Below are 18673 nucleotides of genomic sequence, written 5' to 3'. Positions count from 1 at the left end.
CTAAGAATTTGTTAAAGTAAAAACTGTAATTTCCGGGCGAACCATAAAACGAACCTGGTAAGAATGTCCAATAGCCCGATTGATATAAAGCATCCTTCCATCTTTTAAATTGATTTCTCCAGAGACATATTTTTTATTTTTCACGGGAAGTATAGGAGTAATCACCCCGGGAATCCGACATTGACCTCCATGGGTATGTCCACTTAAAATCCAGCCTTTGTAATTATTCCAGATATCTTTGTCGCATACATCAGGATTATGGCAGAGAACAAGGTTAGCTTTTAAAGGGTCATAATCTTTCATTACCTGCATTGGATCGAAATTGGGAGAAGTAAGATCTTCAAATCCGATAAAATTAAGACCGTTCTTTTCTCGTTGTTCATTATTAAGCATCTCAATTCCAAAATCATTTAAAACCCCACAGATACTTCGTGAAAGCCCTATATCATTCCAGGTCGGTCCATAATCATGGTTTCCTAAAATCCCAAAAGTTCCTAAACTGCCATAAACAGCGTTCTCCATTACCACTCTTAAATCATTTTGTTCCTGTAAAGTTCCGTGGTTCACAAAATCCCCGGTATAGACTACAAAGTCAGGTTTGAACGGTCGTGCTTTTTCAAAAGATTCAATAAGAAATTTCCAGTCAAAGCGATTTCCCACATGTAAATCTGAAATCTGCATTAATATTTTGCCTTCCAGTGCTTCGGGTAAGTTTTTAATCGGAAGTTTTCTTTCAACAAATTCTACCCAAAAAGGTTCTACCTGCCACGAATACAATGCTGGGAATGCCCCGATTACCGAAGCCTGCATAAGTCTTTTTAAAAATGTTTTTCTTGTCATTGATATTTTTCAAATTCATTTTAACAAAGAACTTTGAAATACAAAGTAAATTTGCAAAAAATATATGTATCTAACGTCCTATTAATTTTTCCAGTGCATCCAAATGTTCTGTGAAAGCCAGTCTTCCACTTTGGGTCACTCTGTATGATGTTTTTGGTTTTTTTCCTACAAATTCTTTCTTCACCTCTATATATCCAGCTTTTTCTAACGCATTACTATGACTCGCTAAATTACCATCTGTAATTTCCAATAAACTTTTCATTTCTGAGAAATCAACCCAGTCGTTGACCATAAGGACAGACATAATGCCTAATCTTACGCGACTTTCGAATTCTTTATTGAGCTGATTTATTTTAATCATAATTTCAGTTATCAGGTTGCAGGGTTTAGTTTTTTTCGAACCGCAAATTTATATTTTTATTTATATTTCTTATGCATAATTAATCCATATACTATATGCAGAATACCAAAACCCACGGTCCAGAAAAGCAGTCCCCATCCCAGAAAAAATAATGAGATCAATCCTAAAATGATTTGACAATATCCCAAGTATTTTACATCAGTCAAAGTATATCTTTCAGCGCTCACCAAAGCCAGCCCATAAAAAATCAAAGTAGCTGGTGCAATCCATACAAAAAGATGATGAAAGAGAAGAGCAAGACAGAAGACACCACCCGTTATTAAAGGGACGCAAAAAGTTATTAATAGACGTTTGGTAGTGCCATCCCATATTTTAAGACCCTTCTTTTTACTTTTATTAGCAGTAAAAATATATCCGCTTAATATGGCAGCAAATAAAATCAAAGTTCCGATAATCACCAATTCTTTAACCAAAGCCATACTGTATATGTTTCGATCCCCTTCGAAATAGTCAATTCCATTTCTTTTAAGAACAAAATAAACATAGCCTGCACCAATTAGTGCCGCTAAACCAGCAACAACTCCAGACAATCCACTCAATGAAATAAATCTTGAAGATCTCTCCATCATGGAACGGATATGAGATAGATCTTCGTGATAGTTTTTTGAATCCATATAAAGAACTTTGAAATACAAAGTTATAATTTATTTTTAATCTCCAAAATATTATTTAATAAATTTCAAATAAAAAACCGTCGACCACAATCAACGGTTTTTTATTTATGATAACAAATACTTATTTTGCTCTTAATCTTTCTTTGATAGATTCAATATTTTTCTTTGCAGAATCTTCTAAAATCAAACTTGCACTCATATGAATTCTCGCAGGCATAAGTTCATTAAAATGATCTGTTCCCTCCCAAGATACTTTTTTAATTAAAGCTAAAGCATCACTACTTCTTGATGCGAGAGTTTGTAGAAATTTATTCAGTTTTAAATCCATCTCTTCAATATTGTCTGAAACTGAATGGTATACATTATGCTGTTCAGCCCATTCTGCAGTTCTGAAATCAGCATCAATAGCCATTGCAGAGAATTGGGATTTTCCGATTTTCCTTTCTACATATGGACCAATAACAAAGGGGCCAATTCCTAAATTAATCTCAGTTAAAGCCAGTGCGGAATCTTTCGTTGCGAAACAATAATCAGCTCCACAAGCGATACCTACTCCACCACCTGTTGTTTTCCCCTGTACCCTTACCACAACTATTTTACCACAATTTCTCATCGCATTTAAAACTTTAGCAAAACCTCCAAAGAATTTTGTAGAAGCGTCAAGTTCTTCAATTGCCAAAAGTTCATCAAAGCTTGCCCCTGCACAGAAAGCTTTTTCACCTTCACTTTTTACAAGAATAGCTTTCACCTCACCCTTTGCTCCTTCATCTAAAATGGTCTGGGCCAACTTTTCCAAAATAGCTCCGGGAAGTGCATTACTTTTAGGTGTTCCGAAAGTGATTTCGGCGATATTATTTTTAAGCTCTGATATTACGAATTCGTTCATTTTTAAATTTATATTGGATAAATACAAAAATAGTAATTACAGGCTTTTAACGAAAATTAAACCTATACAAATTAAGTATTTCGTCTTTTTTTATTTGTTGTAAATTTACTATAAATACAATGTCAGTTTTTATCATTTATTTTTTATAGAAATAGTAATACGTAAAAATACGGAGTCCTTAATTTGGTACTTTCTACTCTACCCGCAAACTCATATATATTGTTCCTTTGGGATATTAAAATACAAACTATTCAGAACTGCTTTTAAAAGCCAAAAAAGAATAGAAAAAATTAAAAACCTAAAAAACTTATTATTATGGAAGAATACATGGGCATAGTAAAACTATTTGCAGGAAATTTTGCACCAAGAAATTGGATGCTCTGCGATGGAAGACTGCTAAGCATCTCAAATAACAGCGCTTTATTTTCTTTGTTAGGAACAACATATGGCGGAGATGGAGTAACTACCTTTGCTTTACCAAACTTAATTGGACGTATGGCATTAGGAGCAGGTAGCGCAAGTGGTAAATCTTATCCAATAGGTATTATAGCGGGGAGTGATACCACAACCCTGCAACAACAAAACATGCCAAGCATGATAGGGTTCCAGTTGAAAGTGGCCAACAAAAACGCCAATTCATCAACTCCAACATCATCATCGGCTATTGCAATAACAGGAACACAGGTCGGAAGAGATTTCAACGCAGTACCTAGTTATGTAAATGACAGTCCAGACACTGTAATCAATCCTCAATCAATCTCTTATATGGGACAAAACCTTCCTGTTAATAATATGCCGCCTTTTCTTGGGCTGAATTATATTATCTGTGTTGCAGGAATATACCCTCCAAGAGATTAAAATTCAACAATTACACTAATCTAAATACTAAAATTATGAAAAGCACTACTTTTTTATTGATCTGTAGCCTGCTCATTTCTATTTTTTCTTTTGGGCAGACAAGTACAGAAGCATTCGAAACCGAATCTAACGGCAGCAGTAGCTTTACTGACAACGGAGTTATATTTAATATCATATCCCATGTCTCAACATTTGATATACAAGCCAATTATCCGGGAACCGGTTGGAACGGAACAACTGTTGATAACAGATACATTGACAATTCCGGTTCTGTAGCTCCAGGAGCTTCTTTCAGCATCAAAACAACTTCAAATTTGTTTAAGGTAAACAGATTCTGGGTTTTCCTTTCAAACAACGCTTTAAATCAAACCGTTATAGGAGATCTTACTGTAACTGGTAAATTGAGTGGAGTAACAAAGTTTACTCAAACCAAAACTTCCGGTTTTGCAACGTCTCTAGGGGCTACTAATGGACATACTTTAATAGATTTGACAAATCTGAACGGACAGAATTATTCAAACATTATTATTGATGAACTTCAGATCACCTTGGGTGGTTTATATACCTATGCCGATCTTGACGCCTTTACCTGGGTAAAAGACACAGGAATTGTATTAGCTACTAATGAAGTAAAAACCACAGCGGAGAAAGTAAGTATTTATCCGAACCCAACAACTGGAGCTTTTTCTATAAAAACTGACGAAAATTCCACAGCTGAAATATACAGTCAGGAAGGTAAGTTGGTAAAAAACATAGATATTAAAAAAGGAGTAACCGATGCAGATATTTCTGAGCTCCCATCAGGAGCATATCTAATCAAAACTTCTTTTGGATCATATAAGATCATAAAAAAATAACTTACAGAAATGGAAACTAATAACCATGAAAACTTTTCATAAGCTATCATTGTACCGTAAAGAAGATTCTAATTCACAAATGATAAATCCCTTGAACTATTCAAGGGATTTATTTTTTAATGCTAAGATATATTTATCAATATATATTTGTTTTTCTTTCAGTTTATACTGCTGTATATATCTGGGATGTTCCAGAACCGTCATTTTATCAAAGAGTTGAGCTTCTTTATTAAGTTTTGAAATAAAATCTGCATTCTTTTTCCCAAGGATAAAAACTTCTGAAGTATCAATATTTAAACTGATATGTTTTTTCAAAGTATTGATCATAAAGTCTTTTACATCTTCAAAAAGTTCTTTATCATCATAGTAATTGGCATTTAGCCATCCACTTTTTGATCTTCTTACAATTGCCAAAGGAAAAGGAGAATTGATATAATAATCTTTATAAAACTTCCCGGCACCACCATACTGCTCAATCATATCATACATAAATACTGAAGATACTTCATGAGTATGAGCTGATTTCATTGATATTCCACAGATACTTTCCAATCGTTTTGTATCTGTAAATGGAACTCCGGTTACTCCCGCTCCATGACGGCTAGGATTAATTCCTATCATAAATTTCCTTTGAATGGAATCATCATAATATTTATGATAAAACTGCTGCATAACATCCATTGTTTCAGGATTATCAAAATATGGGTTCAATACCTGAAAACGATCAGGTAGCGCTCCATTATAATGAAGATTCTTGTTGAACTCAATTACTTTATCTGCAAAAGTATGATCTTCCATTATAATTCTTCATCTTCTTCCTCACCATCATCAGAAAGAGCTAATTCAATATCAATAAACTGAATATACAATCCACAGATCTGATCATTAGCATCATAGGCAAAATAAACAGGATAAGCTCCATCACCAAATCCACTTGCAAACATTGGTATTTGATAGCTGGTATTAGGAATCGTCCAGTTTATCCAATCTCCCAGATCTCTTTGATTTTTGGGATTATCCTTGAAACTTTGTGCAAAAATTCCTGCAAAGTAATCGTCGTAGATATTCTCCACATTAATTTCTGTAAGGAACTTATCAAAGTATGGAATCACTTCTGCATCCGTAATACAGGCAAGTCCCGCATCTACAGAAAACCCGAAATACTCTCCTTCCCCTACTCCTTCTAATTCTTCATGTCCAATTAAAGCTTCCCGGTAAATTACCGGATTATTATCTGTAAAACCTACTTTCGCAACTGCATATCGATCGCCCCATTCTTCAGATTTCACTACCGCTATCTGCACTGGAAAATTTCCTTTCGGAACTTCAATAAAATAAGGTTTTTCCCCAGCGTTAAGATAAACTAAAGGATCTCTTACAATAACTTTTCCAGAAGGAAGAGAAACATCCCCAATATTCATTACTTCCATTTCCTGGCCTAAAATCTCACCAGAAGTAAAATAGGTTTCCAAATCTGTGGGACAAACAAGACTGTCTTTTACCTCATCCCACTTTTGCATCCAGCTTTCATTCATTATTTTTATATTTTATAATTTGAATTAAGTCTTAAAATTACAGCCTTATTTAATTGTAATCAAATTCTTCTTCATCTTTTAGGCCTTTAATGAAAGTTTCAAAATCTTTTGCAAGAAATGTTTTTTTGTAATCATTTTCCTGATCTACATGCACCACTTCCGGCTCGCCCTTTTTACCACATTTTGAATAATCCAGTAGAATCATATCATGTCCAGCGGAAGGACAATCACAAATATAAACCCCATCATCAGGATACTCCCATTCGGCAATCATAAATTGGCTTCCCAACGCTCCACAAATAGAATACTGTTTATTTCTTCCGATTCCCATAATTCCAGTAATTGCAACGTGATCCTCAGCCCAGGAAGTGGTTTCGGAAGTCGGAAAGCAGTTCTTTTTTGGCATTCCTCCATTTTGAAATTTCATGAGCTCGATGTAAGAGTCTGGTAATCTATATCCTAAGTCTTGCTCAATAGATGTAATTAATTCATCATTAGGAAAAATTTCTATATATTCTTTTATGGAATAGTCATCATTATCCCAAAAATCGGTAAAATCGAAATCCTTAAAAAATTTTAATTCCATAGTATTTTGTTGATTAAAAAAGGGAGCCAACAAAGCTCCCTCAAATATCATTATTTATTTTGAATTAAATTAATCCAAACTGTTCAAAGTGATGTGTAAAATGTTTTTTATGCATCAGTTCCCACATTTCTTTATTAAGCTTCCCAAACACAAAATTAGCATGTTCTGCCTGTGGATTTTCTTTGTAGTAAATTGAGAATCTTTTCAAGTTATCCATGAAAGACTGCTTAGCAATTTCAAGATTTTTATGACGTAAATCTAACAAAGTCTCATCTTCAGCCAGGAAAGGTGCTGGAAAATTTTTCGGCATTTTTCTGTGATTGTATAAAGAATCCTGCCATTTTTCCAATTGCTCCTCTGGTGTGAAACATTTTTCAGCTTCTGGTTCGCCTAAACTTACCAAAACTGCATGTTCAAGATGTTCAATCATCTGTTGTGGAGACATTTTCCCCCAATTTGATTGGGTATTTTCAGTTAAACCATTTAAGATTTTTTGAATATTCTTCAGGTTTAAATCGATAAAAGGAGATTTTTTTGCAACCAATGTTAAAATTGTAGCCACACAAACCACCTCATCCCTTTGATTGATTACCTCGACCAACCATTTTACAACCCCTGAAGGGATGTTTCTTCCTTTTACCCCTCTATTGATTTTTTCTTTCGCTGTTAAATAAACTGTAATGGTATCTCCAGCATAAACAGGCTTAAAGAACGAACAGTTTTCCAATCCATAATTTGCGATTACCGGTCCTTTCTTACCTGAAACAAATAATCCTGCTGCTGCAGAAAGAATGAAATATCCATGGGCTACGGTTTTATCAAAGATCGTTCCTGTAAGACTTGTTGCATCGGTATGTGCATAGAAGTGATCCCATGAAACATTAGAGAAATTAACGATATCTGCATCGGTAACTGTCCTGCCTGCTGTTTCCAGTGAATCTCCAACCTCAACATCTTCAAAATATTTCTGAAACGGATGCTTATCCGCCATTTTTTTCTCTGCTCCCTGCTGATATACTTTAGTAATAGCTGTCAGGATATCAGGTGATCCCTGAATAGCTGTTTTTTGAAGAAAGAAATGAAGACCACTTAAGCCACCCATTTCCTCTCCACCTCCAGCTCTACCAGGACCTCCGTGCATCAAAGTTGGAAGTGGTGAACCGTGACCTGTACTTTCTTTAGCATTATCTCTGTTCAGCACATAAATTCTTCCATGCTGAGAAGCCATTTTCCAAGAAGTTTCAGCAACAAACTGATCATCATTAGAAATAATAGACCCCACCAAACTTCCTTTTCCTCTTTTTGCCAATGCCGCAGCTTCTTCTGCATCTTTGTAAGGCATTAATGTAGAAACAGGTCCGAAGGCTTCTACATCATGAGAGATATTCTTTTCGAAAGGTTTATCATTTAAGAATAACTTAGGACTCATAAATGAACCTTTTTCATAATCAGCATCTATAAGCTCATGCTTCCCATCGTATACCAGTTCGGTTTCAGTTTTTAAAATATTTATTTTTCTCAAAACCTCATCATATTGTTGTTTTCCAACTAAAGATCCCATTTTTGTTTCCCTGCTTAAAGGGTTTCCTATTTTTGTCTGATCCAAAGCTTTAGACAATGCATTCTGAACATCACCTATTAAATTCTCAGGAACAATAATTCTTCTGATTGCGGTACATTTCTGTCCGGCTTTGGTTGTCATCTCATTTCGAACTTCTTTGATAAATAAATCAAATTCCGGAGTTCCTGGTTTTGCATCCAATCCAAGAATCGAGCAATTTAGAGAATCGGCCTCCATATTGAAACGTACTGCATTTCCAGCAACAGATGATAAGGATTTTAATTTTCTCCCCGTATTGGCAGATCCTGTAAATAATACGGAATCCCCATCCTGAACATAATCCAGAATATTTCCAGGTTCCCCACAAACCAATTGTACAGCACCTTCAGGAAGTACACCACTTTCGATCATATCCTGAAATACTGCATTCGTCAAATAAGAACCAAAAGGTGAAGGCTTCACAATAGATGGAACTCCCGCCAATAAAGAAGTTGATAATTTCTCCAGCATTCCCCAAACCGGAAAGTTGTAAGCATTGATCTGCACAGAGACTCCTTCACTAGGTGTTAAAATATGGGTTCCTAAATGAGTTCCGTTAGCAGAGATTTTCTGTGTATCTCCATCTACCCAAAATGGGGTATTAGGAAGCATTCTTTTCGCTAATCCCGAATAGGTAAAGAAAGTACCAAAACCTCCTTCTATATCTACCCATGAATCGATATGTGTTGCTCCTGTTTTGTAAGATAATTCGTAATATTTCTTCTTCCTTTCTAATAGGTATAATGCTACTTTTTTTAGCATTTCCCCTCTATCATAGAAAGTCATGGAGGATAAGTTTTTGTAGCCTATCGTTCTTCCGAAATCAAGAGCTTGTTCAAAATTAAGTCCTTCTGTATCTGAAACAGCAACTTGTTCACCAGTAACAGCATTATACAAAGGAATACCGCCTCCGGTACCTTCTACCCATTCTCCGTAGATATAATTCTTTAATTTTTCCATAATTTAAAACAGAGTTTACTGTAAATATAGATTTTGTCTTATTTATTTTATAATGTATATTTTCTTATCTGGAATACTGATTGTAATCTTTTTTCCAATCCAGTCAATACCTGTTATACCTTCGTATATGAGCCCATCCACAAAACGAGCTTTAGGATTCTCAACTTTAGCCAGCCCATTTACGGTCGCAATTTCTGCAACACTTCCATTATATACTTTATTAGATTTTTCATTATTAAAATCACTCTTTGCCTCTATGGTTTTAAAATCAGCTTTATTTAATCCCAAGACATCTAAAAAGCGTGAACTAAAACTATAAGCTCCCTTTCCTGATCCAGAATCCAGAGAGACCTGAATAGTGATTTTATTATTTACTTTTACATTCGTAAAAATATCAATTGCTTTACCTGCCTCATCGGCTATCCGTATATCAATAAATTTTTTCTTGTCTGAATTTTTTATATCTCCAAAGACCAATTCGCTTTTTTCATAATCAATGGTCACTGGTAAATTCTGAAATGTATGAAGAGAGATCAAGCCATCTATATTGGGAAAATCTACATCAAAAGTACTATAAGTCTGATCTTTGAAATTATTTTTCCCTATTACAAGATTTTCAGACCGATAAAGCGGACAATCTATAGCTTCTCCTGTCGCTCTATGTCCTACAAAAAAATTATAAGATTCTTTTTTTGCCAGTTTTTTCGCAAATTTTTCGAAGTACACATTAAGCCCAGCTCCTGTATCAAATATAAAATTACCTTCGACATTATCCACCTTCACCTTAATCATAATATGCCCATACTCATTAAGTGTAAACGGAATGGAATTTTGAGCATTTAAGATAAAACTCAAAAATAAGGTTAATATTAATAAGAGTCTTTTCATGATAAACAGCTTAGATTTATTAATTTTTATTTAATTTTAAAAGTTTAATTATTAGTAGATAACCCACCAATAAAATAATTGTGATGTCTAAAACTAAAAACAATGAGCTACTACTGGAATATCAAAAATCTTTACCTTTAAACCTTTGAATCATTTCATTCGACTCTGCATGTTCTAAAGCATCGGAAATACCAATTGATTCTTCCATGAAATAAAATCCTAGAAAATTGATTGTAATAAATACCATCAAAATCAAATACCAATATTTACTAAGGATATTATTCATTATTTTAATATTACCTATTTTGGTTCTTGATAAGGAAATAATTTCACCAGTCCCTCATACAAACTTCTATGTAAGATAGTAGCATGGTTATCCCCTTCCATCATTTTATATTCTATGGTCCAGTTTTTCTTACCCGAATTTTTAAGAACATCATAAATAGACTCTGCATCTTTTATCATAACAGGGTGCTCACCTTTACCTACAGAGATATACACGAACTTCTTCGTATCTGGTGATTTGCTAAGTAATTCTTTTGCCTGGTTTAAAAGGCTTTCATCATCCCACCATAAACTTGGACTGATGATAAAATAATTATTGAACATTTCAGGTTTTTTCAATAAAATTTCAGTTGCCAAAAGCCCCCCAAGAGATTGTCCAAACAAATATGTATCACTTGTTTTAAATTGACTTTCTACATATGGTTTTAATTCTTTTTCAAAAAAACTAATGAATTTATCGGAATGCCCAGTTGTAGGATAATCTTTTTGTAGGTCTTTTAAATCGGTATGAAATGTAAAATCTCTCTTTCGGTCCACATTTGCAATTCCCACAACAATAGTTTCCGGCATCGCATACATCTGATTAAAAAACTGCACTAATCCCGATACATGAATAAAATCTTCCTTTATACTTCCATCCAGTAAATAAATAACCGGATATGATTTTGTTTTATCAAAACCTTGAGGGAGGTAAATGTTTAAAGTCCTTTCTTCATTTAATATTTTAGACTTTAACGTTCTAATTTCCCCGATAGCAAGTGGCTTTATTGTTCCATTCTGTGCTAAAATCGCCGAATGAAATGCAAACAAAATACTACACAGGATGAAAATCTTTTTGATCATAATTACTTAATATCTGCCCAAATACTGTAATCTACAATTTTGGTTGGTGTTTGTTCTACAAATTCAGAGAATGGTTCACAAGGCAAAATAGCTTCTTTTCCTTCTCTTGCTAATTCCTGGTACAATTTCGTCCCTTCTGTTTTCCAACGAATCATATCATCAGAGACATCACGAATAACCTTTGCAGGACTTCCAACAATTAACTTTCGTGGTTCACATACGAAATTGGCAGGAACAAAGGCTAAAGCTCCAATAATACATTCAGCACCAATCACTGCCTTATCCATTACCACAGCATTCATTCCAACCAAACAATTTTTACCAATATGTCCTGAATGGATGATCGCCCCATGACCAATATGAGCAGATTCTTCTAAAATAGTTTCAATATTTGGAAAAACATGGAGTGTACAGTTTTCCTGAACATTAGCTCCATCTTTTATAATAATCTTACCCCAATCTCCACGAATGACAGCATTGGGTCCTATATAAACTTCTTCGCCAATTTCCACATTACCAATAATCACAGCTTGTGGATGAATATACGCCGATGGTTTGATTACCGGACGGATCCCATGATATGAATAGATGTTCATCGTATTTTTAATTAATTTATTTTAACAATGTATCAGTTTACCAGTGAACAATATTAACATTTCAACATTACATCAATATTGTTACACTGATACATTGTTAGATCGTTACATTAGTAAGCTAAATTTTTTCAATAACCATTGCATATCCCTGACCGACACCGATACAAAGGGTACATAATGCATATTTTTTATCTTGCTTTTGAAGTTCCATTGCTGCAGAACCAATAATTCTTGCTCCTGAAACACCAAGTGGATGTCCAATGGCAATTGCGCCTCCATTTGGATTCACTCTTGTATCATCATCTTTTAATCCTAAGCTTCTTGTTACTGCTAAAGCTTGTGCAGCAAAAGCTTCGTTCAATTCAATGATGTCTATGTCTTCTAATGAAAGATTTAATCTCTTCAATAGTTTTTGTGTAGCTTCTACAGGACCAATTCCCATGATTCTTGGCTCAACACCGGCTACAGCTGATCCTAAGATCTTTGCTTTTGGTTTTAAACCATATTTCTGAACCGCTTCTTCACTTGCTAAAATAAGTGCTGCAGCACCATCATTCATTCCAGAAGCATTTCCAGCTGTTACAGTTCCTTCCTTTCTAAAAGCGGGACGAAGTTTCCCCAAACCTTCCATAGATGAAGTTGGTTTAATAAATTCATCCTTATCAAAAATCTTAGCCTCTCCTTTTCTTTGTGGAATCTCCACTTTTACAATTTCTTCTGCCAATCTTCCACTTTCCTGGGCTTTTGTAGCTTTTTGTTGAGACCAAAGCGCAAATTTATCCTGATCCTCTCTACTGATATTATGCATATCTGCAAGATTCTCAGCAGTATCTCCCATTCCATCAACACCATATAGTTCTTTCATTTTAGGGTTGATAAAACGCCATCCGAAAGTGGTATCAAACATCTGGCTATCTCTTCCAAAAGCTGCACTTGGTTTTGACATTACATACGGTGAACGGGTCATATGTTCTACTCCGCCAGCGATATAAATTTCTCCCTCACCAGAAGCAATAGATCTGAACGCATTGGCAACAGCCGACATACCTGAAGCACAAAGTCTATTTACGGTTTCACCACCTATTTTATAAGGTAGCCCGGCTAATAAAAGAGCCATTCTTGCTACGTTACGATTATCTTCTCCTGCCTGATTGGCACATCCAAAAATAACATCTTCAATTTCTTCTACCGGAACTTCAGGGTTTCTGGCAATAATTTCTTTGATAACCACTGCTGCCAAATCATCGGCTCTAACTTCTGATAAACCTCCCTGTAGTTTTGAAATAGGAGTTCTGATATAATCTATGATGTAAACGTTATTCATTTTTATTTAGATTTTTAGATACTAACTTCAGATTTTAGACAAACGCTCATCTGATGTCTCATATCTTTTTATAATTCTGTTACTTTTTTTCCAATTTTATAAACGGTCCCTACAAATTTTGCAATCAACTCCTCGTTTTGATTGGTGATCAAAATATCATAGATCGCTGTTCTTCTCGTATTGTTAACCAATTTACTTTCTGCTCTGAATATATCACCTTCTTTTCCAGCTTTAGTAAAATTGATCGTACAGTTCAGCGCAACAGCTGCATCTCCGGTATTGTTGGACGAAAAGGCCAATGCGGAATCTGCAAAAGCAAATGTAACCCCTCCATGAACCGTTTTAAGCCCATTAATCATATCTTTTTTGATGGGCATCTCTATTAAACAATAATTTTCTTTTACCTCAATCATTTTGATATTCATCCATTGGGAGAAATAATCCTGATCGAGCATATAATCTGCAACTTGTCTCGGATTCATTTTTAATTTACGCTTGTTATTTCTTCATATAATTCTTCCACCAATTTGTCATAAATGCCCATCGTTTTACCAAGAATTATCTGCTCATACGAAAGAGTTCCAGATTGATAAAGAGATTTTAAATCAATCCCATTTTCATTGGCCATTCTTTTTATAAGCTCTTTATATTTATCATTAAATTTTCCTAATAATTCAAGTCTTTCCTGAAAATCTTCGATCAAAGAAAGTTCCTGAATCAAATATTGTTTTTCATTTAGGAGCCTTAGTTCCAATTCAACTCTGAATACCTCTAAATCTATTATCTGATTCTTATTATCCAAACTAAAAAAGTTTTTTTAACAGTGGGCTTTGTCTGTATCTTTCTTCCTGATATTCTTCATAAAGACTTTGTAAGGTTTCGGAAATTTTTGAATATCCTATTTCTTTTCCCCAGGTTAGTAATCCTTTCGGATAGTTTACCCCTTTCTGCATTGCCAATTCGATATCTTCATCATTAGCAACACCTAATCTTTTTGCCTCAACTGCTTCATTGATCAACATAGAAATAATTCGTAAAAATATTTGTTGATATAATGCATCGTCCTTTTGAGCAACAGGTTTCTCTGCTCCTTCAGCATAATCATAGAAGCCCTTTCCTGTTTTTCTGCCATGAAGCTTAGCTTCAGACATACGCTGTTGCAATAAAGAAGGTTTGTATTTAGGATCATTAAAATAATCTTTGTAAACAGTAGTTGTTACCGAAAAATTAACATCAACACCAATCAGATCCATTAGTTCAAACGGTCCCATTTTAAAGTTCCCTAAAGTTCTCATGGCATCATCCACCTGTTCCGGTGTTGCCATATTTTCTTCAACAATTCTTAAACCTTCTCCATAATAAGGTCTGGCAATTCTGTTAACAATAAACCCGGGAATATCTTTTGCAATCACTGGTGTTTTTCCCCATTCTTTCATGAGGTTATAGATTTTCTCTGCTAAAGATTTTTCTGTTAATAAAGAGGGAATAATTTCAACCAAAGGCATTAATGGTGCTGGATTGAAAAAATGAATTCCTATGAAACGCTCAGGTTTCTTTAATTCTGCACCAAGAGAGGTGATAGAAATGGATGATGTATTGGAACCAATGACACAATTTTCAGAAACATGACTTTCTAATTCTGTGAAAACCTTGGTTTTGATTTCTTTATTTTCTATAATGGCCTCAATGACTAATTCACAGTCTTTGAAATCTTTTAATTCTGTAGCGATACAAATATTTGTTAAAATTTCAGTCATCTTTTCTGCTGAAATTTTCTGCTTATCTACCAGTTTGGTTAATGTTTTTTCCAAACCTACAGTTGCCGTTTCTACCTGTTTTGGATTGGCGTCATATACCCAAACTTTGCACCCGTTCGTTGCGGCTACTTGTGCGATGCCTATCCCCATAGTTCCGGCACCGATAATTCCTACATTCATTTCTTTTTTGTACAATGTATTTATGTAAAAAGTATTCATGTAAAAATTCAGACTTTAAATCTTGATATTTAAAATTCAAGCTAGAATCATAAATACATTTCACATGAATACTTTAATACGAAATTTTTACCTTCCTTTATAATTAGGTTTTCTTTTTTGTAAAAAGGCATTTACACCTTCTATGAAATCTTCAGTTTCTGCTGCTTCCTGCTGTAAATCCCCTTCTAATTCAAGCTGTTCTTTCAATGTGTTATTGTATGATTGAGCAAAAGCCTTTTTAGTTAATTTAATAGCTGCCGTTGGCATATTCGCCATTTTTTCTAAAATTTCCATTGATTTCGAAGCAAATTCCTCTTCATTAAAAACTTCAGCAACCAGTCCGTAAGATTTTGCTTCTTCTGCAGATAATTTTTTACCTGTGAAAGCTAAATAATTTGCTAACTGTCTTCCCAGTAGCTTAGGTAAAAAGTAAGTTCCACCTGTATCAGGAATCAGTCCGATATTTGAAAATGCCTGAGCAAAATAAGATTTATCAACTGCTAAAACAAAGTCACAGATTAATGCCAACATTGCACCAGCTCCCACAGCAGGTCCATTTACCAATGCAATAACAGGTTTTTTGCAATGCGTTACTTCTGTAACCAGAGGATTGTAATAATCCACCACTATTTTTCTAATGATATCGTTATCATGGTGTTCATTACCCTGTACGAAAGCATCATCTAAATTTTGGCCTGAACAAAATGCTCTTCCTCTTCCGGAAATCGCCACACATCTTACGGTATCATCTTCATTACAAGATTTAATAAAATCTTTTAAATCTGATAAAGATGGCTTTGTAAGCGCGTTCATAGTATCAGGTTGATTCAGGTAAGCAATTTTTAGCTTTCCGTCAAAATGCGTTTCAATATCAAGTTGTGTATACATAGTTTTTTAAGTTATTATTTAACAATGCACTAATTTAACAATATAAAATAATGTAGCAAGCTATGATTTATATGTATATCATTACTTAAATTGATAATACTAAAAATACATTAATCAGTGGCATTTAAAATAGTCAAAAGGTTCTAAACAGTCTAAGCATTGATAGGAAGCCTTACATAGTGTGGATCCAAATCTGCTGATCTGTTTTGAATTCATAGAACCACAACGGGGACATTTTTTTGGTTTCCCAATATGATGTTCATCTGCTCCTTTTTCAGGAGGTGTAATTCCATAAACACGAAGCTTTTCTCTTGCTTCATCTGTTAACCAGTCCGTTGTCCAAATCGGAAACATTTTGGTTACTACTTTAGCATCCCAACCATTCTCTTTCATCATTTTCATGATATCTTCTTCAATCGTAAACATAGCGGGGCAAGCCGAATAAGTAGGAGTAATAATTACTTCACAAGTATTTTCACTCGTTACTTTCGCCTCACGCACGATTCCTAATTCCACGATATTAATAACCGGAATTTCAGGATCTGGGACTGTTTTTAATAAATCTAAAAGCTGGTTCAATTTCTGAGTTTAATATAGTTTACCAAGTACATCCTGGATAAGCTCTCTGCATATATTGTAATTCACAAAGAATGAATCCAAAATATTCTGTATGATATCCAGTTCTTGATTTTGGCTGCATAAAATGATCCTTTGGATACTCTAGGCCAAAATCCTGAAAATCTTTTTCCGTGATCGCAATAAACTGGTTGTATAGTTCATCAACATTCGGAGTGATATTTAAAGCTATTAAATCATCTTCTCCTTCTACTTTTGCGAATAGCCCTTTTGTGTATTCCCAGATATTTTCAATCGCTTTCACCAAACGGGCTTTACTTTCTTCTGTACCCTGAGCGAAAATTTTCATCCAAGATGCAGTATGTGTATAATGATATCTAACTTCTTTAAAAGATTTCTGAGCAATTGCAGAAAGTTCTTCATCTGCAGAACTTGACAACGCTTCATACATTAGTTTCTGATATACAGAAAAAACATATACTTTAAGAATCGTTTGTGCGTAATCTTCATTGGGAAGTTCTGTAAGATGTGCATTTAGATACTCATGTTCATATCTTAAAAACGCCAAATCATCTTCACTTTTTCCATTATCAGCAACTCTTGATGCATAAACGTAAAAGTTATTGGCCTGACCTAATTCATCTAAAGCAATGTTTGTCAATGCAATATCCTCTTCCAAATACGGACCCTCACCACACCATGCAGACAATCTCTGTCCCATAATGAAGCTGTCGTCTGCTAATTTTAATAAATAATTGAATAGTGCACTCATCTTACATGTTTTTTACGTCATTAGGAATATCATAAAAAGTTGGGTGACGGTATAATTTGTCATCTGCAGGATCAAAAAAAGATTCCTTATCAACTCCTTCTGAAGTTACTATATATTTACTTGGAACTACCCACACAGAGGTTCCTTCTTTTCTTCTTGTATAAACGTCTCTTGCATTTTGCAAAGCCATTTCTGCTGTTGGTGCCTGTACAATTCCAACATGTTTGTGAGATAAACCCGGTTTAGTCTGAATAAACACTTCCCACATATCTAAATTTGCCATAGTCAAATTATAAATTTAACAATGCATCCATATAACTGTTACCAATTGAAGATTCTGCGCTTTGCTCTGAATGACAATAGAATTGTTATATTTTTACATTGGTATATTGTTATATTATTTATATTACTTCTTTTTGTTGTTTTTCCGCAAAAGCTGCTGCCGCTTCTCTTACCCAAAGATTTTCCTGCTGAGCCTTTACCTTCGTCTGTAATCTTTTCTTGTTACATGGTCCATTCCCTTTTAGGATCGTCATGAACTCATCCCATGGAAGCTCTCCGAAATCGTAATGACCTCTTTCTTCATTCCATTTCAAATCTTTATCCGGAACTGTTAATCCAAGGAATTCAGCCTGAGAAACGGTAACATCGATAAACCTTTGACGAAGACTATCATTACTCTCACGCTTTACCCTATAGTTCATTGAAATTTTAGAGTTTGGCGAGCTGTCATCATTAGGTCCGAACATCATTAAAGCCGGCCACCAAAAACGATCTAAAGAAGCCTGAGCCATTTCTTTCTGTTGTTTTGTTCCACGACAAAGCGCCATTAAAATCTCATAACCCTGTCTTTGGTGGAAAGATTCTTCTTTACAGATTTTCACCATTGCTCTTGAATAGGGACCATAAGAATTTCCCATCAACATGACCTGGTTCATAATAGCTGCGCCATCTACCAACCAACCGATCGCACCAATATCTGCCCAACTTAAGGTAGGATAATTGAAAATACTCGAATATTTCGCTTTCCCTTCAAGCATATCATCATAAGTAGCATCTCTGTCAGCTCTGATAGTTCCGTTTCCTAAAGTTTCAGTTGCAGAATAAAGGTATAAACCATGTCCTGCTTCATCCTGAACTTTAGCCAACAAAGCCATTTTTCTTCTTAATGAAGGAGCCCTGGAGATCCAGTTCGCTTCAGGTAGCATCCCAACAATTTCAGAATGTGCATGCTGTGAAATCTGACGAACCAATAATTTTCTGTAATCATCAGGCATTACATCTTTTGGTTCTACTTTATTCTCTTCGTGAACGTATTGAACAAATTTTTCTAAGTCCATATCTTTTGTTTTTTGTAAAATGTAAAAA

Annotated in this window: 22 protein-coding genes; 2 read left to right on the top strand and 20 right to left on the bottom strand. The window is 34.7% G+C overall.

Annotated features, from left to right (window positions below; genetic code table 11):
- The 4 genes from J7E44_RS15495 to J7E44_RS15480 form a co-directional block, all read right to left on the bottom strand.
- Positions 1-840 carry a metallophosphoesterase gene (locus tag J7E44_RS15495; protein WP_214831272.1) on the bottom strand — a complete coding sequence of 280 codons (840 nt, stop codon included), beginning with the start codon at positions 838-840 and terminating at the stop codon, positions 1-3.
- Between the two features lie 70 nt (positions 841-910).
- The gene (locus J7E44_RS15490; RefSeq protein ID WP_214831271.1) at positions 911-1201 is read right to left on the bottom strand and encodes a winged helix-turn-helix domain-containing protein; all 291 of its coding nucleotides are present in this window, start codon (positions 1199-1201) and stop codon (positions 911-913) included.
- Between the two features lie 56 nt (positions 1202-1257).
- Positions 1258-1875: a hypothetical protein gene (locus tag J7E44_RS15485; protein WP_214831270.1), complete on the bottom strand. Its 618-nt coding sequence runs from the start codon at positions 1873-1875 to the stop codon at positions 1258-1260.
- Between the two features lie 121 nt (positions 1876-1996).
- Positions 1997-2761, bottom strand: coding sequence for an enoyl-CoA hydratase/isomerase family protein (locus tag J7E44_RS15480; protein WP_214831269.1), 765 nt, complete (start codon positions 2759-2761; stop codon positions 1997-1999).
- Positions 2762-3076: 315 nt separating this feature from the next.
- On the opposite strand from J7E44_RS15480, the gene J7E44_RS15475 reads away from it, so the two are divergent.
- Both J7E44_RS15475 and J7E44_RS15470 read left to right on the top strand, forming a co-directional pair.
- Positions 3077-3619 (top strand): phage tail protein, encoded by a 543-nt coding sequence (locus J7E44_RS15475; protein WP_214831268.1) that lies wholly within the window; start codon positions 3077-3079, stop codon positions 3617-3619.
- A gap of 35 nt (positions 3620-3654) precedes the next feature.
- Positions 3655-4476 carry a T9SS type A sorting domain-containing protein gene (locus J7E44_RS15470; RefSeq protein ID WP_214831267.1) on the top strand — a complete coding sequence of 274 codons (822 nt, stop codon included), beginning with the start codon at positions 3655-3657 and terminating at the stop codon, positions 4474-4476.
- A 96-nt stretch (positions 4477-4572) separates the two neighbouring features.
- Here J7E44_RS15470 and J7E44_RS15465 read toward each other — a convergent pair whose 3' ends face one another.
- The 16 genes from J7E44_RS15465 to paaA form a co-directional block, all read right to left on the bottom strand.
- A complete protein-coding gene (locus J7E44_RS15465) occupies positions 4573-5274 on the bottom strand; it encodes an SMUG2 DNA glycosylase family protein (protein WP_214831266.1) in 702 nt (233 codons plus the stop codon).
- Positions 5274-6011, bottom strand: coding sequence for a DUF4241 domain-containing protein (locus tag J7E44_RS15460; protein WP_214831265.1), 738 nt, complete (start codon positions 6009-6011; stop codon positions 5274-5276). Before J7E44_RS15460 ends, J7E44_RS15465 begins: the two co-directional genes overlap by 1 nt.
- A gap of 49 nt (positions 6012-6060) precedes the next feature.
- On the bottom strand, positions 6061-6597 hold the full coding sequence (locus J7E44_RS15455; RefSeq protein ID WP_214831264.1) for an SMI1/KNR4 family protein: 537 nt from the start codon (positions 6595-6597) through the stop codon (positions 6061-6063).
- Positions 6598-6661: 64 nt separating this feature from the next.
- Entirely contained in the window at positions 6662-9157 is a 2496-nt protein-coding gene (gene paaZ / locus J7E44_RS15450) for a phenylacetic acid degradation bifunctional protein PaaZ (RefSeq protein WP_214831263.1), read from the bottom strand.
- Between the two features lie 42 nt (positions 9158-9199).
- Complete coding sequence (locus tag J7E44_RS15445; protein ID WP_214831262.1) at positions 9200-10045, bottom strand: aspartyl protease family protein; 846 nt, start codon at positions 10043-10045, stop codon at positions 9200-9202.
- 300 nt (positions 10046-10345) lie between these two features.
- Complete coding sequence (locus J7E44_RS15440) at positions 10346-11173, bottom strand: alpha/beta hydrolase (protein WP_214831261.1); 828 nt, start codon at positions 11171-11173, stop codon at positions 10346-10348.
- Between the two features lie 2 nt (positions 11174-11175).
- On the bottom strand, positions 11176-11769 hold the full coding sequence (locus J7E44_RS15435) for an acyltransferase (protein ID WP_214831260.1): 594 nt from the start codon (positions 11767-11769) through the stop codon (positions 11176-11178).
- A gap of 118 nt (positions 11770-11887) precedes the next feature.
- Positions 11888-13093: a 3-oxoadipyl-CoA thiolase gene (gene pcaF / locus J7E44_RS15430; RefSeq protein ID WP_214831259.1), complete on the bottom strand. Its 1206-nt coding sequence runs from the start codon at positions 13091-13093 to the stop codon at positions 11888-11890.
- A gap of 68 nt (positions 13094-13161) precedes the next feature.
- Positions 13162-13575, bottom strand: coding sequence for a PaaI family thioesterase (locus tag J7E44_RS15425; protein ID WP_214831258.1), 414 nt, complete (start codon positions 13573-13575; stop codon positions 13162-13164).
- A gap of 2 nt (positions 13576-13577) precedes the next feature.
- Positions 13578-13895, bottom strand: coding sequence for a hypothetical protein (locus J7E44_RS15420; RefSeq protein WP_214831257.1), 318 nt, complete (start codon positions 13893-13895; stop codon positions 13578-13580).
- 1 nt (position 13896) lies between these two features.
- Positions 13897-15030 carry a 3-hydroxyacyl-CoA dehydrogenase NAD-binding domain-containing protein gene (locus J7E44_RS15415; protein WP_214831328.1) on the bottom strand — a complete coding sequence of 378 codons (1134 nt, stop codon included), beginning with the start codon at positions 15028-15030 and terminating at the stop codon, positions 13897-13899.
- A gap of 126 nt (positions 15031-15156) precedes the next feature.
- Positions 15157-15957 carry an enoyl-CoA hydratase/isomerase family protein gene (locus J7E44_RS15410; RefSeq protein ID WP_214831256.1) on the bottom strand — a complete coding sequence of 267 codons (801 nt, stop codon included), beginning with the start codon at positions 15955-15957 and terminating at the stop codon, positions 15157-15159.
- A 114-nt stretch (positions 15958-16071) separates the two neighbouring features.
- Positions 16072-16536 (bottom strand): 1,2-phenylacetyl-CoA epoxidase subunit PaaD, encoded by a 465-nt coding sequence (paaD, locus tag J7E44_RS15405; RefSeq protein ID WP_214831255.1) that lies wholly within the window; start codon positions 16534-16536, stop codon positions 16072-16074.
- A gap of 19 nt (positions 16537-16555) precedes the next feature.
- Entirely contained in the window at positions 16556-17305 is a 750-nt protein-coding gene (gene paaC / locus J7E44_RS15400) for a 1,2-phenylacetyl-CoA epoxidase subunit PaaC (RefSeq protein ID WP_214831254.1), read from the bottom strand.
- A 1-nt stretch (position 17306) separates the two neighbouring features.
- Positions 17307-17588, bottom strand: coding sequence for a 1,2-phenylacetyl-CoA epoxidase subunit PaaB (gene paaB / locus J7E44_RS15395; RefSeq protein WP_214831253.1), 282 nt, complete (start codon positions 17586-17588; stop codon positions 17307-17309).
- Positions 17589-17706: 118 nt separating this feature from the next.
- A complete protein-coding gene (gene paaA / locus J7E44_RS15390) occupies positions 17707-18645 on the bottom strand; it encodes a 1,2-phenylacetyl-CoA epoxidase subunit PaaA (RefSeq protein ID WP_214831252.1) in 939 nt (312 codons plus the stop codon).
- Positions 18646-18673 lie beyond the last annotated feature (28 nt).

The organism is Chryseobacterium sp. ISL-6 (assembly GCF_018613715.1).
Taxonomy (GTDB): Bacteria; Bacteroidota; Bacteroidia; order Flavobacteriales; family Weeksellaceae; genus Chryseobacterium; species Chryseobacterium paludis.
The sequence above is the reverse complement of the archived record's forward strand: the minus strand, read 5'-3'. Positions and strand labels throughout refer to the sequence as shown.

Coding starts and splice junctions, on each gene's coding strand:
- paaA (WP_214831252.1), bottom strand. CDS start 18,645: ATGGACTTAGAAAAATTTGTTCAATACGTTCACGAAGAGAATAAAGTA.
- J7E44_RS15440 (WP_214831261.1), bottom strand. CDS start 11,173: ATGATCAAAAAGATTTTCATCCTGTGTAGTATTTTGTTTGCATTTCAT.
- J7E44_RS15460 (WP_214831265.1), bottom strand. CDS start 6,011: ATGAATGAAAGCTGGATGCAAAAGTGGGATGAGGTAAAAGACAGTCTT.
- J7E44_RS15435 (WP_214831260.1), bottom strand. CDS start 11,769: ATGAACATCTATTCATATCATGGGATCCGTCCGGTAATCAAACCATCG.
- J7E44_RS15415 (WP_214831328.1), bottom strand. CDS start 15,030: ATGAATGTAGGAATTATCGGTGCCGGAACTATGGGGATAGGCATCGCA.
- paaB (WP_214831253.1), bottom strand. CDS start 17,588: ATGGCAAATTTAGATATGTGGGAAGTGTTTATTCAGACTAAACCGGGT.
- pcaF (WP_214831259.1), bottom strand. CDS start 13,093: ATGAATAACGTTTACATCATAGATTATATCAGAACTCCTATTTCAAAA.
- J7E44_RS15455 (WP_214831264.1), bottom strand. CDS start 6,597: ATGGAATTAAAATTTTTTAAGGATTTCGATTTTACCGATTTTTGGGAT.
- paaC (WP_214831254.1), bottom strand. CDS start 17,305: ATGAGTGCACTATTCAATTATTTATTAAAATTAGCAGACGACAGCTTC.
- J7E44_RS15465 (WP_214831266.1), bottom strand. CDS start 5,274: ATGGAAGATCATACTTTTGCAGATAAAGTAATTGAGTTCAACAAGAAT.
- J7E44_RS15410 (WP_214831256.1), bottom strand. CDS start 15,957: ATGTATACACAACTTGATATTGAAACGCATTTTGACGGAAAGCTAAAA.
- J7E44_RS15485 (WP_214831270.1), bottom strand. CDS start 1,875: ATGGATTCAAAAAACTATCACGAAGATCTATCTCATATCCGTTCCATG.
- J7E44_RS15480 (WP_214831269.1), bottom strand. CDS start 2,761: ATGAACGAATTCGTAATATCAGAGCTTAAAAATAATATCGCCGAAATC.
- J7E44_RS15425 (WP_214831258.1), bottom strand. CDS start 13,575: ATGAATCCGAGACAAGTTGCAGATTATATGCTCGATCAGGATTATTTC.
- J7E44_RS15470 (WP_214831267.1), top strand. CDS start 3,655: ATGAAAAGCACTACTTTTTTATTGATCTGTAGCCTGCTCATTTCTATT.
- paaZ (WP_214831263.1), bottom strand. CDS start 9,157: ATGGAAAAATTAAAGAATTATATCTACGGAGAATGGGTAGAAGGTACC.
- J7E44_RS15475 (WP_214831268.1), top strand. CDS start 3,077: ATGGAAGAATACATGGGCATAGTAAAACTATTTGCAGGAAATTTTGCA.
- J7E44_RS15495 (WP_214831272.1), bottom strand. CDS start 840: ATGACAAGAAAAACATTTTTAAAAAGACTTATGCAGGCTTCGGTAATC.
- J7E44_RS15490 (WP_214831271.1), bottom strand. CDS start 1,201: ATGATTAAAATAAATCAGCTCAATAAAGAATTCGAAAGTCGCGTAAGA.
- J7E44_RS15445 (WP_214831262.1), bottom strand. CDS start 10,045: ATGAAAAGACTCTTATTAATATTAACCTTATTTTTGAGTTTTATCTTA.